This is a genomic window from Mycobacterium sp. E2699 (assembly GCF_001666745.1).
Lineage (GTDB): Bacteria > Actinomycetota > Actinomycetes > Mycobacteriales > Mycobacteriaceae > Mycobacterium.
The window spans coordinates 26,824-40,430 of sequence record NZ_LZJH01000033.1 but is presented as its reverse complement, the minus strand read 5'-3'; the positions used below and the strand labels follow the sequence as shown (position 1 = coordinate 40,430).

18 protein-coding genes are annotated in these 13,607 nt (G+C 69.7%); 6 read left to right on the top strand and 12 right to left on the bottom strand.

Annotated elements, in window-relative coordinates; all coding sequences use genetic code 11:
* Position 1 precedes the first annotated feature (1 nt).
* On the top strand, positions 2-1,036 hold the full coding sequence (locus A5696_RS03385; RefSeq protein WP_067873419.1) for a dihydrodipicolinate reductase: 1,035 nt from the start codon (positions 2-4) through the stop codon (positions 1,034-1,036).
* Here the strand turns inward: A5696_RS03385 and A5696_RS03380 are convergent.
* Entirely contained in the window at positions 1,025-1,879 is an 855-nt protein-coding gene (locus A5696_RS03380; protein ID WP_067873417.1) for an AraC family transcriptional regulator, read from the bottom strand. The genes A5696_RS03385 and A5696_RS03380 overlap by 12 nt on opposite strands.
* A 73-nt stretch (positions 1,880-1,952) precedes the next feature.
* Here A5696_RS03380 and A5696_RS03375 point away from each other — a divergent pair, with 73 nt between their 5' ends.
* Entirely contained in the window at positions 1,953-2,588 is a 636-nt protein-coding gene (locus tag A5696_RS03375) for a class I SAM-dependent methyltransferase (RefSeq protein WP_067873413.1), read from the top strand.
* A 4-nt stretch (positions 2,589-2,592) separates the two neighbouring features.
* Here the strand turns inward: A5696_RS03375 and A5696_RS29060 are convergent, their stop codons facing one another.
* From A5696_RS29060 to A5696_RS03365, 3 genes are read right to left on the bottom strand one after another with little or no spacing between them, the layout of a single operon-like run.
* A complete protein-coding gene (locus tag A5696_RS29060; protein ID WP_156738237.1) occupies positions 2,593-3,012 on the bottom strand; it encodes an SDR family NAD(P)-dependent oxidoreductase in 420 nt (139 codons plus the stop codon).
* Positions 3,013-3,051: 39 nt separating this feature from the next.
* The gene (locus A5696_RS03370; protein ID WP_067873410.1) at positions 3,052-4,296 is read right to left on the bottom strand and encodes a zinc-binding dehydrogenase; all 1,245 of its coding nucleotides are present in this window, start codon (positions 4,294-4,296) and stop codon (positions 3,052-3,054) included.
* A complete protein-coding gene (locus tag A5696_RS03365) occupies positions 4,293-5,078 on the bottom strand; it encodes an SDR family oxidoreductase (RefSeq protein ID WP_067873406.1) in 786 nt (261 codons plus the stop codon). The genes A5696_RS03370 and A5696_RS03365 overlap by 4 nt, the downstream gene beginning before the upstream one ends.
* Positions 5,079-5,174: 96 nt before the next feature.
* Between A5696_RS03365 and A5696_RS03360 the strand changes: the two genes are divergently transcribed.
* The 3 genes from A5696_RS03360 to A5696_RS03350 are packed head-to-tail and all read left to right on the top strand — an operon-like array spanning position 5,175 to position 7,954.
* Positions 5,175-6,119 (top strand): class I SAM-dependent methyltransferase, encoded by a 945-nt coding sequence (locus tag A5696_RS03360; protein ID WP_067873403.1) that lies wholly within the window; start codon positions 5,175-5,177, stop codon positions 6,117-6,119.
* On the top strand, positions 6,112-7,020 hold the full coding sequence (locus tag A5696_RS03355; RefSeq protein ID WP_067873400.1) for a class I SAM-dependent methyltransferase: 909 nt from the start codon (positions 6,112-6,114) through the stop codon (positions 7,018-7,020). The genes A5696_RS03360 and A5696_RS03355 overlap by 8 nt, the downstream gene beginning before the upstream one ends.
* Before the next feature lie 10 nt (positions 7,021-7,030).
* A complete protein-coding gene (locus A5696_RS03350) occupies positions 7,031-7,954 on the top strand; it encodes a class I SAM-dependent methyltransferase (protein ID WP_067873397.1) in 924 nt (307 codons plus the stop codon).
* On the opposite strand, the gene sppA is transcribed toward A5696_RS03350, so the two are convergent.
* Entirely contained in the window at positions 7,943-9,718 is a 1,776-nt protein-coding gene (sppA, locus tag A5696_RS03345; protein WP_067873393.1) for a signal peptide peptidase SppA, read from the bottom strand. The two genes, A5696_RS03350 and sppA, sit on opposite strands and share 12 nt — an antisense overlap.
* 39 nt (positions 9,719-9,757) lie before the next feature.
* On the opposite strand from sppA, the gene A5696_RS03340 reads away from it, so the two are divergent.
* Positions 9,758-10,684, top strand: coding sequence for an LLM class flavin-dependent oxidoreductase (locus A5696_RS03340; protein WP_067873391.1), 927 nt, complete (start codon positions 9,758-9,760; stop codon positions 10,682-10,684).
* Here A5696_RS03340 and rplO read toward each other — a convergent pair whose 3' ends face one another.
* The 7 genes from rplO to A5696_RS03305 are packed head-to-tail and all read right to left on the bottom strand — an operon-like array spanning position 10,685 to position 13,607.
* Positions 10,685-11,125, bottom strand: coding sequence for a 50S ribosomal protein L15 (rplO, locus tag A5696_RS03335; RefSeq protein WP_067873388.1), 441 nt, complete (start codon positions 11,123-11,125; stop codon positions 10,685-10,687). It abuts the gene before it with no gap.
* The gene (gene rpmD, locus A5696_RS03330) at positions 11,122-11,319 is read right to left on the bottom strand and encodes a 50S ribosomal protein L30 (protein ID WP_067873386.1); all 198 of its coding nucleotides are present in this window, start codon (positions 11,317-11,319) and stop codon (positions 11,122-11,124) included. The genes rplO and rpmD overlap by 4 nt, the downstream gene beginning before the upstream one ends.
* 2 nt (positions 11,320-11,321) lie before the next feature.
* Positions 11,322-12,011, bottom strand: coding sequence for a 30S ribosomal protein S5 (gene rpsE / locus A5696_RS03325; RefSeq protein WP_067873383.1), 690 nt, complete (start codon positions 12,009-12,011; stop codon positions 11,322-11,324).
* Positions 12,012-12,033: 22 nt separating this feature from the next.
* Complete coding sequence (gene rplR / locus A5696_RS03320) at positions 12,034-12,402, bottom strand: 50S ribosomal protein L18 (protein ID WP_197516881.1); 369 nt, start codon at positions 12,400-12,402, stop codon at positions 12,034-12,036.
* Positions 12,403-12,443: 41 nt separating this feature from the next.
* Entirely contained in the window at positions 12,444-12,983 is a 540-nt protein-coding gene (gene rplF / locus A5696_RS03315) for a 50S ribosomal protein L6 (protein WP_066907413.1), read from the bottom strand.
* 24 nt (positions 12,984-13,007) lie between these two features.
* Entirely contained in the window at positions 13,008-13,406 is a 399-nt protein-coding gene (gene rpsH, locus A5696_RS03310; protein WP_066907410.1) for a 30S ribosomal protein S8, read from the bottom strand.
* A 15-nt stretch (positions 13,407-13,421) separates the two neighbouring features.
* Complete coding sequence (locus A5696_RS03305) at positions 13,422-13,607, bottom strand: type Z 30S ribosomal protein S14 (protein WP_011739072.1); 186 nt, start codon at positions 13,605-13,607, stop codon at positions 13,422-13,424.

Below are 13,607 nucleotides of genomic sequence, written 5' to 3'. Positions count from 1 at the left end.
CATGACGTACCGAGTGGTCCAGTGGTCGACCGGCAACATCGGCACACGGGCGCTCGGCGCCCTGCTGGAGCGCGACGACTTCGACGTCGTGGGCGTCCACGCCTTCGGTGCGGACAAGGTGGGCCGTGACGCCGGCGAGCTCGCGGGCCAGGCCCCGGTCGGCGTTGTGGCAACTGGCGATGTCGACGCGTTGATCGCGCTCGAGCCGGACTGTGTCAACTACATGCCCCGCGCCATCGACTACGACCTGGTGATCAGGATGCTGCGCTGCGGCATCAACGTCGTCACCACCGGAGATTTCGTGACCGGTACCCATCACCCGGCCGAGCTCCCGGCGCTGCAGGAGGCGGCCCGGCAGGGCGGTGCGACCTTCCTGGGGACGGGGTTCGAACCGGGCTTCATCAACGTCGTCGCCGGCTTCCTCACCGGCGCCTGCCGAAGAGTCCGCAGCGTCAAGCTCGTCGAAACGCTGGACTGCACCACCTATCCCGTCCAGGACGTGTGGAAGGTGCTCGGATTCGGGAAGCCGCCCCGTGAGCGGGTGACCCACCTCGACCCCGCGACGCAGCGATACGGCCTCGGCTACTTCGAGACGCTGGACATGATCGCCACCATGCTGGGCACCGAGCTCGACACCAAGGAGGCATTCGTCGAGCCCGCGGTGTTGACCCGGGATCTGAATCTGGGCTGGGTGCACTACGCCGCAGGCACCGCCGGGGGCCAGCGCCGCACCTATCGCGGCTATCGCGGCGGGCGGCCGTTGATCGAGCTGGCCATCTGCTGGACCATGAGCGACGACGCGCTCGACCCGACATGGACCGACCCCAAGGGTTTCAGCGTGGTGATCGAGGGCGACCCACGCGTCGACGCAACGATCCGGTTCGGCAACCCCGGAGAGGACGTGATGACCGTGTTGATGGACAGCACGGCCATCGCGGCGGTCAACGCCATCCCGTTCCTGTGCGAGGCGCCGCCGGGTGTCATCACCCCGATCGACCTGCCCGTCGCCGGATCCCAAGGGGCACTAGCGGTTTGAACCGCGCCACGCGCGGGGCGAGGTGCCATGCGTGCGGCCGAACAGCCGGCTGAAATAGCCCGGGTCGCCGATCCCCACACGCCCGGCGACCTCCGCGACCGGAAGATCCGTCTCGGCCAGCAACGTCCGGGCCTCGGCCATGCGGCGTTCGATGATCCACTCCTGCACGGTGCGCCCGGTGCGGCGCCGCACCACGGTGGTCAGGTGCCCGGGCGTGATGCCGAGTTCGCCGGCCACGTCGCGCAGCGACAACGGTTCGGCGTGCCGCCGGTCGATCACCTCGAATACCTCGGCCAGCAGCGGTTCGCCGCTGCGCCGCAGGTCGCCGACCACGTCGACGGCCAGCCGCGCGAGGTCGATCAGCAGCAGCGTGAGATGCGCCAGCACCGCCTGCTGGTAGCCGTCTTGGCGCCCCGTCAGTTCGGTGTCGATCGACGCGATCGCGCCCTCCCACGCCGACCGCCGCTCCGCGGGCACTTCCAGGCGCAGCAGCCCGCCGGACCGCCCGTGCAAAAACGGGAACAGCAGCGGATGCGCCCGCCACGCCGGCCACGGCGATCGGCCGTCCTCGCCCAGCGCGGCGGGATCGAAGAAGACCCCCACCCCGCCGGCGATATCGCTCACGCCGGCGGGGTCGATGACCTCGCCCGGCGCCACCACATACACATGACCGGCGGCGGGGATGTACCACAAGGCCGGGAAGTCGTGAATGTGGCGGCCATGCGCGAGCACGTCCTGGCGATCCGCCCACTGCACCGACACCGTCGGAGTGTCCGGGTCGCTCCGGTACTGGTAGACGGGCACACCGCCGCGATGGCTGGCCAACCGGGTTGCCACACTCATTGCACCAAAGATAGTCCTACTTTTACCGATAATCACCTAATTATATGCCGCCCCAGCGGTTCACCATGGAGGCGTGACAAAACATCATCCACATGACTACCTGCCCGCCGCGGGGCACGACGCGCTGCTGCCCTGCTACGACCTGTTCGCCCGGCTGCTGGGAATGCGGAAGGTCTATGCCGCCCTCATCGCGCAGGCCGAGATCGCCGATGGCCAGCGCGTCCTGGAAATCGGCTGCGGCACCGGCAATCTCACCACCCGAGTCAAGCGCGCCCACCCCGGCGCCGACGTCACGGGATCCGACCCCGACCCCCGGGCACTCGACCGGGCGCGGCGCAAGTCGAACGACATTCGTTTCGAACAGGGCTACGCCGAGCGGCTGCCCTACGCCGACGGCGAATTCGACCGGGTGCTGTCGTCGATGATGCTGCACCACATCAATGGCGATGCGAAAACCGCTGCGGCGGCGGAGATCTTCCGGGTCCTGCGGCCCGGCGGGCGGCTGCACCTCGTCGACATCGGCGGCGAGGCGGCCGCCGACCACGGCCCGACGGCGCGGCTGATCCGGCGCAACCCCCACGCGGCCGGCAACCTCGGCGACGCGATCCCCCGACTGCTGACGGCGGCGGGATTCGACTGCACCGAGGTCGCATCGACGCGACACCGCGTTCTCGGGAGATTGAACTACTATCGCGCCACCCGCCCGTGATCGATCAGGGGCAGCTCGAAGGCCGCGAAACAGTCGCATGCGATGGAGATTGATCCGGTAGAACAGGCCCGGAAACCGGCGGTAAAAGTGCCAAATGACCTGAACTGCGGCGGGAAACACAATCAGCGGCCGGTTCCGGTCCACGCCGCGCAGTATCGCGCGGGCCGCGGCCTCTGCGCTCATCTGAGGCGTCAGATAGTGGGTGCGCCGGCTCAACGTCGCCACCCGCTCGCGCGGCATGTTGACCACGACCATGTTGTCGTAGATCTTCGTCTTCATGTCGCCGGGGGCAGGCCGCGGTGACTTTTACGCCGAGGTCCGCTCCCTCGGCCCGCAGCGAAAGCGAAAGCCCTACGATGCCATGCTTGCTCGTGCAGTAGGGGGCATTGCCCGGCTGGGGAACCAGCCCGCTGAGCGACGAGATGTTGAATGAACCACGCCCAGCAAGTCGACATCGATCGGCCTAGCGCTGGTCGAACGCGACCTTGACGGCGCCGCTGTCGGCCTGGTTGGCGATGGCCAGGAAGGCGTCGCGCCACTGCTCGAGTGCAAACGTGTGGGTCAGCATGGGGCGCAGGTCAATCCGGTCGGCGGCGGCCAGCTCCAGGTAGTGGGCGATGGCGTGCCGGCGCCGGCCCTCGACGTCCTCGACCCCGAACGCGTTCGAGCCCACGAGCGCGATCTCCTTGAAATACAAGGGACTCCACTCCCAGCGGCCGGGCGCGTGCACGCCCGCCTTGACCAGCGTCCCGCGGGCGCGCAGGACCCGGACGCCGACCTCGAAGGTCTCCGGCTTGCCGACGGTGTCGTACACGACGTCGACCGCCCCCGGGTAGGCCATCGGCAGGCCCAGCAGCGGCTGCCGCAGCCGGCCGCCGCCCCACGCGGCCAGTCGCTCGATGACGGCCAGCCGCGGTTCGTGCTCCAGCACCAATTCGGCCCCGAATCCGCGGGCCAGCTCGTGCTGCGCCGCGAACCGCGCGACCACCGCGACGGCCACCTCGGGATACAGCGCCCGCAGGATCGCGACCGCGCACAACCCCAGCGAACCGGCCCCGTACACCAGCACCCGGCCCGAGGGCGGCGGCGGGTGACGCGTGATCGCGTGCAGGGACACCGAAAACGGGTCGGCGAACACCGCCAGCTCGTCGGGCACCGAATCCGGGACGGCGAACAGCATGCTGTCGTGGGCCGGCATCAGCTCGGCGTAGCCGCCCGTCACGTCGGCCGAGACCCCGGTGTGGATGCCGGGCTTGATGTCGCCGTCGGCGAAGCTCCAGCACAGGCTGTAGTCGCCGCTTTCGCAGGCGGGACAGGGCGGTGAGATGCCGCGCGGCCCGCACGACAGCCACGGGTTCAGCACGACCCGCTGGCCGATCTGGATCCCGCGGGCCTTGGGGCCCGTCGCGACCACGTCGGCGACCACCTCGTGTCCCATGACTTGCGGGAAGGAGCAGAAGGCTGACATCGCATTGTCGGCGTCGGCCTCGCCGAAATCCATCAGGATCTGCTTGGAGTCCGACCCGCAGATGCCGGTCAGCCGCGGCCGGGTGAGCACCCAATCGTCATGCGGCAGCACCGGATCCGGCACCTCGCGCAGCGCGGTCGGGGTGCGGGCGAGGTTCTGGGTCAGCGTGTTGGCTGTCCCATCGTCCAAACCGGGTGCCTCGTACGGCTCAGGCGGGACGCCGTAGACGAGGGCCTTCATCGCGGCGCCATCGTCGCCGCGCCGGCGATGAACGCGTCGAGGTCGGCGTTCTTGGCGTCGACTACATTTTTCAACGGCATCTGTCGTGGGACGTAGTGCTCGAACCGCTCGGTGCCCAGCGCCTCGATGATCCCCTCGGCCACCTCGTCGGCGGGCACCTTGGGGCCCTGATAGAGCGGCTCCTCGCTGCCCGGGTGGTCCCAGATCTCGGTGTCGACGGGCCCCGGTTCGATCAGCTTCACCGCGACACCGCTGCCGTGCAGGTCCACAGCCATCGCCTCGCTCCACCCGCACAGCGCGAACTTGCTCGCGCAGTAGGCGCTTTCGTGAATGATCCCGAGCCGGCCGCCCACGCTGGACACGTTGACGATCAGGCCGGAGCCCCGCTCGAGCATCCGCGGCAACAGGGCCAGCGTCAGGCGCATCGGCGCGAAGAAGTTGAGCCGCATGACGTCCTCCACCTCGCTGGGCTGCAGGGCGGTGACGGGCCGGCGCTTCGGGACCGCGGCGTTGTTGACCAGCACGTCGACGCCGCCCAGCCCCTCCCATGCGCGCACCGCCAGCTCGCCCAGTGCCGGGGTGTCCGCGAGGTCGGCCACCCACATCGCCGATTCGGGCGAGGCCTGCCGGCAATCGCCCAGCACCCCGGCCAGCCGATCCCGCCGGCGGGCGACCAGCCCCACTACCGCCCCCCGCTCGGCCAATCGCCTGGCCAGGGCCGCCCCCAGCCCCGACGAGGCGCCCGTGATGAGCACCCGTTTGCCGGCGGCGGCGTACGTCATCCGTCAAGGTTGCCGCGAAACCCGGCACGCGTACAGTGGTAGAAGCTTGTTATATCGGCTAAATATTAGATTAACTAGATCCGAACAGGGGCAAACATGACTTCCACCAGGTATGAGGGCGACACCTGGGACCTGGCGTCCAGCGTCGGGGTGACCGCGACCATGGTCGCGGCGGCCCGTGCCGTGGCGTCCCGCGCCGACCGTCCGCTGATCGACGACCCGTTCGCCGAGCCGCTGGTCCGGGCCGTCGGCGTGGACCTGCTCACCCGGCTGGCCACCGGCGAGGTGAATCCGGACGACCTGAACGACGTGCACGACGGCGCCGGGGCGTCCACCGGCGCGATGTCCCGGATGGCCGACAACATGGCGGTGCGGACCAAGTTCTTCGACGAGTTCTTCCTGGGGGCGACGCAGGCGGGCATCACGCAGGTCGTGATCCTGGCGTCCGGCCTGGACTCCCGGGCGTACCGCCTGGCCTGGCCCACCGGAACCGTGGTCTACGAGGTCGACCAGCCGCAGGTCATCGAGTTCAAGTCCCGCACGCTGGCCCAGCTGGGCGCGGCACCCACCGCCGAACGGCGGGTGGTGGCCGTCGACCTGCGCGACGACTGGCCCGCCGCCCTGCGCGCCGCGGGATTCGACCCGGCCCGCCCGACCGCGTGGAGCGCCGAGGGTCTGCTCGGCTACCTGCCCCCGGAGGCGCAGGACCGCCTGCTGGACACCATCACCCAACTCAGCGCGCCGGGCAGCCGGTTGGCCACCGAAAGCGCGCCCAACCCCGAGCCCGGGGAGGAGGACAAGATGAAACAGCGCATGCAGACCATCTCCGAACGCTGGCGGGCGCACGGGTTCGACCTGGACATGGCGGGGCTGGTCTACTTCGGCGAGCGCAACGAGGCCGCCCCCTACCTGAGGGAGCGCGGCTGGGCGATGGACGGCATCAGCATCCGGGACCTGTTCACCGCCAACGGCCTTCCGCCGCTGGCCGACGACGACATGCGGATGGGCGATGTGCTCTACGTGAGCGGCAGCCATGAGTAAGGGGCGCACCGACGGGGACAGCTGGGGCCCGGCGTCCAGCGTGGGGGCGACGGCCACGATGGTCGCGGCATCGCGCGCGGTGGCGTCGCAGGGCCCCGACCCGCTGCTCGACGATCCGCTGGCCGATCCGTTGGTGCGCGCCGTCGGGTTGGATCCCTTCATCCGGATCATCGACGGGGAGCTCGATTTCGAGGACGACCCGCTGTTCAACCGCAAAGCGCGGGCGCAGCAGATCACGGTGCGTACCCGGTTCTTCGACGACTTCTTTCTCGGCGCCACCGCGGGCGGCGTGCGGCAGGCGGTGATCCTGGCGTCCGGCCTGGACACCCGGGCCTACCGGTTGCGGTGGCCGGCCGGCACGGTGGTCTACGAGATCGACCAGCCACAGGTCATCGCGTTCAAGACCGAGACCCTGGCCAACATCGGCGCCGAACCGACCGCGGAGCGCCGCGCGATCGCCATCGACCTGCGTGACGACTGGCCGGCGGCGTTGCGCGAAGGCGGTTTTGACGTCGCGCTGCCGACCGCATGGAGCGCCGAGGGGCTGCTGCCCTACCTGCCGCCCGAGGCGCAGGACCGGCTGTTCGACAACATCACCGCGCTCAGCGCGCCCGGCAGCCGGCTGGCCACCGAGCACGTGCCCGACCCGAACGCGTTCTCCGACGAACGCCTGCAGCGCATCTCCGAGCGCTGGCAGCGCTTCGGTTTCGACCTCAACGCGGCCGACCTGTTCTACCGCGGCGAGCGCAACGTCGTCGTCGACTACCTGACCACGCACGGCTGGGAAGTGACCCCCCACCCCGCCAGGGAGTTGTACGCGCGCAACGGGTTTGACTTCCCCGAGGACGAGATGGCGGCCACGTTCGGTGAGCTGAGCTACGTCGCCGCGACCCTCAAGTAGGGTTGCGCGTATGCCACGCGCTCACGACGACAACTGGGATCTGGCGTCCAGCGTGGGCGTGACCGCGACCATGGTCGCGGCCGCCCGCGCCATGGCGACCAGGGATCCCCGCGGCCTGATCAACGACCCGTTCGCCGAGCCGCTGGTGCGCGCCGTCGGCGTCGATCTCTTCACCAAGCTGATGGACGGCGAAATCGACCTCGACGCCATCGAGAACGCGTCGCCCGCGCGCATGCAGGCGATGAGCGACGGAATGGCCGTGCGCACCAAGTACTTCGACGACTACTTCCTTGACGCCACCGGCACCGGGGTGCGCCAGGCGGTGATCCTGGCGGCCGGCCTGGACTCGCGCGCCTTCCGGTTGCCGTGGCCGGACGGCACGGTGGTCTACGAGCTCGACCAGCCCCGGGTGATCGAGTTCAAGACGACCACGCTGGCCGGCATCGGCGCCGAACCGACCGCCACCCGGCGCACCATCGCGATCGACCTGCGCGGCGACTGGCCGGCCGCGCTGAAGGCGGCCGGGTGGGACGCGACCGCGCCGACCGCGTGGCTGGCGGAGGGCCTGCTGATCTACCTGCCGCCGGAGGCGCAGGACCGGCTGTTCGACAACATCACCGACCTCAGCGCGCCCGGCAGCACCATCGCCACCGAATTCGTGCCGGGCATCATCGATTTCGACGCCAGCCGGGTGCAGGACATGTCCGGCGTGTTCCGGGAGCACGGCGTCGACATCGACATGGCGTCGCTGGTCTACACCGGAGAGCGCAGCCATGTCGTCGACTATCTGCGGTCCAAGGGATGGGACGTCGACGGCATCACGCGAACCGAACTGTTCCGGCGCAACGACATCGAGGTGCCCGCGCCCGAACACGACGACCCGCTCGGCGAGATCATCTTCATCAGCGGCAGGCTTCCTGACTCAAAACCTTGAATTTCCCGGCCACAGCGCGCTGGCGCCGCTCAGTGTCTGTTCGGCACTGTCCAAGATTCCGGCGATCGAGCGACCGAGCAGTGCGCCCAGCGCATCCGGGAGCGACGCCGCGGCCGGCTGTGACGAGGCCCGGGGTCGCACCAGGTCGAGCAGCGACGAGCTCGGATAGCCTACGAGACGGACCTCGGCGTCCTCGTCCAGGCCCGCGAGGGCCTTGGCGCGCCGCACGGCCTCCCGGAAGCCGCCGAGTTCGTCGACCAGTCCACGCTCGGCGGCGTCGGCACCGGTCCAGACCCGTCCCCGGGCAACGACTTCCACGGCCTCGGTGCTCAGCTTGCGGCCCTCGGCGACCCGTTCGACGAAGTCGGTGTACATCAGGTCCGCCTCCGCCTCGCGATGCGCCCGCTGCTCCGGCGTGAACGGCGCGTCGGCCGACCAGGCGTCGGCATTTGCGTTGGTGCGCACCGTATCCGACGCGACGCCCAGGCGGCCCTTCAGGTCACGAACCACCAGCTTCCCGGTGATCACGCCGATCGAGCCGGTGATCGTGCCCGGATTGGCCAGGATCGCGTCGGCGGCCATCGCCACGTAGTAGCCGCCGGACGCGGCGACCGCACCCATCGACGCCACCACCGGCTTGCCGCGTTCGCGTGCCATCTTCACCTCGCGCCAAATGGTTTCGGACGCGGTAACCGACCCTCCCGGGCTGTTCACCCGCAGCACGATCGCGGACACCGAATCGTCGGCGGCGGCCTCGCGCAGTGCGGCCGCGATGGTGTCGGCGCCCGCGGTGGGCGTGCCGATCGGCAGGAATTGCGGGCCCCCGCGCCCGCCGACGATGTTCCCGTCGACGGTGACCACGGCGAACGTCGGCTTGGATCGGCGGCCGGGCACCGACGGCACGGGCGGGTTCAGTCGCGGCCGGGCCGCACCGGCGTAGCGCGCCAGGTAGAGCCTCGGCGGCTCCTTGTCATCCGAAATATCCTCGGGGTCAACACGTTCCGCGATCCGGGCGTATGCTTCGTCGCGGAACCCGATGCGGTCGACCAGGCCGGCGGCGACCGCGTCGTCGCGCAACAGCGGGCCCCGGTCGGCGATCGCGTCGAGCGCCGCCGGCTCGACCTTGCGTGATTCGCCGACCGCCCGCCACACCTGGTCCTGCAGGCTCTCCAGCATCCGGGTGACGGCCTCGCGGTGCGCCTCGGTGAAGCCGTGTTCGGTGAAAAGGTTTGCCGCCGACTTGTATTCGCCGCGCGTGATGATCTGGGCTTCGATCCCCGCCTTGTCGAACGCGTCACGCAGGAACATCGCGTTGCTGGCGAACCCGACGAGCCCGACGCTGCCCGCGGGCTGCATCCAGATCTCACCGAACGCCGAGGCCAGATAGTAGGACAGCGTGCCGGGGTAGGTCTCGGCCCACGCCAGTGACGGCTTGACAGCGCTGAAAGCCGCGATCGCCGCCCGCAACTCCTGCACCGCCGCTGGGGCCGACGCCCCCAGCTGCACGCGGGCGATCAGCCCGGCAACCCGGGGATCCTCGGCGGCGCGATGGATCGCCGCGACGCCGTCGCGCAACGCCATGGGCCGGCCGCCCCCGGTGATGATGGCCACCGGGTCGAAGCCCGTCGTCTCCGGCGGCATCGAGCGCAGGTCCAGCTCGAGCACGCAGCCATTGGGCACGCCGTGGTGGCGGGCGGTGTCGACGCGGCCCGCCAGCGCACGGACCTCGTCGATCCCCGGAATGGAGGGCAGAAAACCAAACATACTGTGCAGGGTACCGATCGGCCGCCGTACGGTGGTCGGGTGAGGCTTTCCATCGCCATCCCCCAATTCGACTACGACGGCTTCGACGCATCCGGCATGCGCTCCTACCTCGCCCGCGCCGAGGAGCTCGGGTTCGAGGGCGGCTGGGTGCTCGAGCAGACCGTCGGCGCCGCCCCGCTGCTGGCGCCGCTGGAGCTGCTGGCGTATTGCGCCGCCTGCACGGAGCGCCTGCGGCTGGGGGTCGCCGTCCTGGTGACCTCGCTGCACGACCCGCTCCAGCTCGCCTCGGCCGCGACGGCCGTCGACCGGCTCAGCCACGGACGGCTGGACCTCGGCGTGGGAACCGGCGGCGGCTTTCGCCGATTCGACGCATTCGGCGTCGACAAGGCAACGTACATCTCGTATTTCACCGAGGGCCTGGAGCTGATGAAGGCGGCCTGGTCGGACGAGCCCCGGGTGACGTTCCACGGCCGGTTCCGCGATGTCGACGACGTGCCTATCGCACCCAAGCCGGTGCAGCGGCCGCACCCGCCGATCTGGTTCGGTGGGCTGGCCCCCAAGGCGCTGGCCCGGGCGGTGCGGCACGGGGACTCGTTCCTGGGTGCCGGCTCGTCGACCACCGAAGCCTTCGCCGGCGCCGTCACCGTGGTGCGCCGCGAACTCGAGGCGCAGCGGAAAGACCCGGCGCACTTCACCATTGGCAAACGCGTGTACCTGATGGTCGACGACGACCCGGTGCGGGCGCGCGAGCGGGTGCTGGGCGGGCTGCACCGCATCTACGGCGACATGCCCGGCGTCGAGGACGTGCCGGTGTCGGGCACACCTGACGACGTGGCGCGCGGGCTGCGCGACGTGATCGCCGCCGGGGCCGAATATCTGCTGCTCAACCCCGTCGGCGTCGATGTCCCGGAGAACCGCGAGCAGATGGAACGCCTTGCCGCGGAAGTGATTCCGCAGCTGAGCTGACTACAGCTCGGTGACCGAGCCGCCCGCGGCGGTGATCTTCTCGCGCGCGCTGCCGCTGAACTTGTGCGCGGACACCTCGACCTTGGCGGTCAGCTTGCCGTCGCCGAGGACCTTGACCAGAGCGTTCTTGCGAACCGCACCCTTGGCCACCAGTTCGTCCACGCCGACGGCACCGCCCTGCGGGAACAGCCGGTTGAGGTCGCCGACGTTGACGATCTCGTATTCGGTGCGGAACCGGTTCCGGAATCCCTTCAGCTTGGGCAGGCGCATGTGGATCGGCATCTGGCCGCCCTCGAAGGTGGCCGGCACGTTCTTGCGGGCCTTGGTGCCCTTGGTGCCCCGGCCCGCCGACTTGCCCTTGGAGCCCTCGCCGCGACCGACCCGGGTGCGCGCCGTCTTCGACCCGGGCGCGGGCTTCAGATCATGCAGCTTGATGGTCACTGTGTTTTCCCTTCGGGCGCCGACTCCACCTCGACCAGGTGGCTCACCACCGCGATCAGGCCGCGGGTCTGTGGGTTGTCCTCACGGATCACCGAGTGGCGAATCCGCCGCAGGCCCAGGGTGCGCAGGCTCTCGCGCTGCTTCCAGCGCGCACCGATGGTGCTGCGCACCTGGGTGATCTTGAGCTGACTCATGGCTACGCCGTCCCCTCCCGGACCGCCGCACCCGCGGGCAGGCTGGCGAGCGCGTCGCTCTCGCGTCGCGCCTTCAACATCCCGGCCGGGGCAACGTCCTCGATGGGCAGCCCGCGACGCGCGGCCACCTCCTCGGGACGCTGCAGCAGCTTGAGCGCGGCCACGGTGGCGTGCACCACGTTGATCGCGTTGTCGCTGCCCAACGACTTGGCCAGGATGTCGTGCACCCCGGCGCATTCCAGCACCGCGCGCGCCGCGCCGCCGGCGATCACACCGGTACCCGGGCTGGCGGGTCGCAACAGCACCACGCCCGCGGCGGCCTCACCCTGCACCGGGTGCGTGATGGTGCCGCCGATCAGCGGGACGCGGAAGAAGCCCTTGCGGGCCTCCTCGACGCCCTTGGCGATCGCGGCTGGGACCTCCTTGGCCTTGCCGTAGCCGACGCCGACCATGCCGGCGCCGTCACCGACGATGACCAGCGCGGTGAAGCTGAATCGCCGACCACCCTTGACCACCTTGGAGACGCGGTTGATGGCGACGACCCGTTCCAGGTAGTTGCTCTTCTCGCCGTCGCGGTCGCGATCGCGGCCTCCGCGGCCGCCGTCGCGCCGGCCGCGGCTGTCGCGGTTGTCACCGCGCGAGTCGCGGTTGTCGCCGCGGGCCTCGGGGCCGCCGGCTGACTGTTCCGCCATTATGCGGTCCTTCCAGTTGTCATCAGAATTGCAATCCGTTCTCGCGCGCGGCATCGGCCAGCGCCGCGATCCGTCCGCCGTAGGTGTATCCGCCACGGTCGAAGACCACGGAGTCGACGCCGGCGGCCTTGGCGCGCTCGGCGATCAGCTGACCCACCCGGATGCTGCGGGCTTTCTTGTCGCCATCCAGGCCGCGCACGTCGGCCTCGATCGACGAAGCGGCCGCCAGCGTGGTGCCGTTCTCGTCGTTGACCACCTGCACGTGAATGTGCCGAGCCGACCGGTGCACCACCAGCCGCGGACGCTGCGGAGTGCCCGCGATCTTCTTGCGCAGCCGCGCGTGCCTGCGCAGCCGTGAGACCCGCCGGGTGGCGGATACGTTCTGCCCCACCGGCTTTCGCGCGGCCGCGTCTGTCTTCGTTTGCGCCATGACTACTTACCCGTCTTTCCGACCTTGCGGCGGATCTGCTCACCCTCGTAGCGCACGCCCTTGCCCTTGTACGGGTCGGGACGGCGCAGGCGGCGGATGTTCGCCGAGATCTGGCCGACCTTTTGCTTGTCGATCCCCGACACCGTGAACTTCGTCGGCGACTGGACCGCGAACGTGATGCCCTCGGGCGCCTCGATCACCACGGGGTGGCTGTAGCCCAGGGCGAACTCGAGGTTGGAGCCCTTGAGCTGCACGCGGTAGCCGACCCCGAAGATCTCCATCTTGACGGTGTAACCCTCCGTCACACCGGTCACGAGGTTGGACACCAGGGTCCGCGACAGCCCGTGCAGCGAGCGGTTGCGCCGCTCGTCGTTGGGCCGGGTGACCACGATGGCGCCGTCGTCGTTCCGGGCCACCGTAATCGGCTCGGCGACAGTCAGATTCAGGCTGCCCTTGGGACCCTTGACCGACACGTTCTGGCCCTCGATCGTTACGTCGACTCCGGTGGGTACCGGAACCGGCTGCTTACCAATGCGCGACATTGTCTTTCCTTACCTCCGGGCCCCTCACCACACGTACGCGAGGACTTCGCCGCCCACGCCCTGTCGGGCCGCCTGACGGTCGGTGAGCAGACCCGACGACGTGGAGATGATCGCCACGCCCAGGCCGCCGAGCACCCGCGGCAGGTTGGTCGATTTCGCGTACACCCGCAAACCGGGCTTCGACACCCGGCGCAAGCCGGCGATGCTGCGCTCCCGGCTCGGGCCGTACTTCAGCTGGATCACCAGCGACTTGCCGACCCGAGCGTCCTCGGTCCGGAAGTCGTTGATGTAGCCCTCGGCCTTGAGGATCTGGGCGATGTTCGCCTTGAGCTTGGAGTGCGGCAGGCTCACCTCGTCGTGGTAGGCCGAATTGGCGTTGCGCAGACGCGTCAAGAAGTCCGCGATCGGGTCCGTCATCGTCATATCGTCAGTCCCCTGTCACCAACTGCTCTTCTGCACGCCGGGCAGCTCGCCCGCATGCGCCATCTCGCGCAGGCAGATCCGGCAGAGCCCGAACTTGCGGAACACCGCGCGCGGACGGCCGCACTTGCTGCAGCGGGTGTAGCCGCGCACCGCGAACTTGGGTTTGCGTGCGGCCTTGTTGACCAGTGCCTTCTTCGCCAT

Bases quoted from the DNA above. Each gene is read 5' to 3' on its own strand.
- A5696_RS03305 (WP_011739072.1), bottom strand. From the start codon at position 13,607: ATGGCGAAGAAGGCACTGGTCAACAAGGCCGCACGCAAACCCAAGTTC.
- A5696_RS03355 (WP_067873400.1), top strand. From the start codon at position 6,112: ATGAGTAAGGGGCGCACCGACGGGGACAGCTGGGGCCCGGCGTCCAGC.
- sppA (WP_067873393.1), bottom strand. From the start codon at position 9,718: ATGTTTGGTTTTCTGCCCTCCATTCCGGGGATCGACGAGGTCCGTGCG.
- A5696_RS03380 (WP_067873417.1), bottom strand. From the start codon at position 1,879: ATGAGTGTGGCAACCCGGTTGGCCAGCCATCGCGGCGGTGTGCCCGTC.
- A5696_RS03350 (WP_067873397.1), top strand. From the start codon at position 7,031: ATGCCACGCGCTCACGACGACAACTGGGATCTGGCGTCCAGCGTGGGC.
- rpmD (WP_067873386.1), bottom strand. From the start codon at position 11,319: ATGAGTCAGCTCAAGATCACCCAGGTGCGCAGCACCATCGGTGCGCGC.
- rpsE (WP_067873383.1), bottom strand. From the start codon at position 12,011: ATGGCGGAACAGTCAGCCGGCGGCCCCGAGGCCCGCGGCGACAACCGC.
- A5696_RS03370 (WP_067873410.1), bottom strand. From the start codon at position 4,296: ATGAAGGCCCTCGTCTACGGCGTCCCGCCTGAGCCGTACGAGGCACCC.
- A5696_RS03385 (WP_067873419.1), top strand. From the start codon at position 2: ATGACGTACCGAGTGGTCCAGTGGTCGACCGGCAACATCGGCACACGG.
- rplF (WP_066907413.1), bottom strand. From the start codon at position 12,983: ATGTCGCGCATTGGTAAGCAGCCGGTTCCGGTACCCACCGGAGTCGAC.
- rpsH (WP_066907410.1), bottom strand. From the start codon at position 13,406: ATGACGATGACGGACCCGATCGCGGACTTCTTGACGCGTCTGCGCAAC.
- A5696_RS03365 (WP_067873406.1), bottom strand. From the start codon at position 5,078: ATGACGTACGCCGCCGCCGGCAAACGGGTGCTCATCACGGGCGCCTCG.
- A5696_RS03360 (WP_067873403.1), top strand. From the start codon at position 5,175: ATGACTTCCACCAGGTATGAGGGCGACACCTGGGACCTGGCGTCCAGC.